General features: G+C 54.8%; 1 pseudogene. It reads left to right on the forward strand.

Annotation, left to right across the window (positions count from 1 at the left end):
- Positions 1-35: 35 nt before the first annotated feature.
- Positions 36-692: pseudogene (locus QP971_RS11275) on the forward strand (IS30 family transposase); the annotation flags it as partial.

Genomic DNA, 692 nt, shown 5'->3' on the forward strand with positions numbered 1-692 from the left:
GTCGTGGAAACACCTGACATGGGTTAGGTGATTGTGTGGAGTCGAAATGGGTTCCGGATTCTGCTGTTGTGGCGCGGTTTGCGTCGTTGGTTCGGGCTGGTAGTTCAATACGGGCGGCTGCTGGGGTGGTTGGTTTAGCGCGGTCGGTGGCTTATCGGCTTGCTGGCGAGTTGGACTTGCCGCGCAAGCGCCGCAGGACTACTAGCTCGGATGACAGTGAGGAAATAGCTCGCCTGTGGCTGGAAGGTGTGGCACCGATGGATATTGCGCGCCAGCTTTCTATAGGCTCTTCTCCGGTGTACCGCATCGGTATTGAGCTTGGTTTGTGGAAGCGCAATCCGCATGGCCGAAAAGCTGCGGCCACAACTGGCCGGTGTAGTTATCTGCAACTGCGTGCGAATGCTTTAGGGCGCAAAGATGCCGCTTTAGCCTGTGGCATTCATCCGCGTAATGCTGCTGATATAGACAAAGGTGTCATTAAGCTTTCCACCGGGCGTGTGCCTTTTGTCCCGGCTGGCCCGGATGTGGCGCTGTATAACAGGCTTATGCAGGTAATTGAGTACGTTGATGGTCGTCAAGCAGTTCCAGTCCAGGTTATTCCGCAACAGCGTATCGATAGGCGTATCTCTTCGCGCTACTTATCGATAGAAGAACGCGAGCTCATCTTTGATCTTGACCGGCAAGGCAAAGGT

This window comes from Corynebacterium marquesiae, assembly GCF_030229635.1.
Taxonomy (GTDB): domain Bacteria; phylum Actinomycetota; class Actinomycetes; order Mycobacteriales; family Mycobacteriaceae; genus Corynebacterium; species Corynebacterium marquesiae.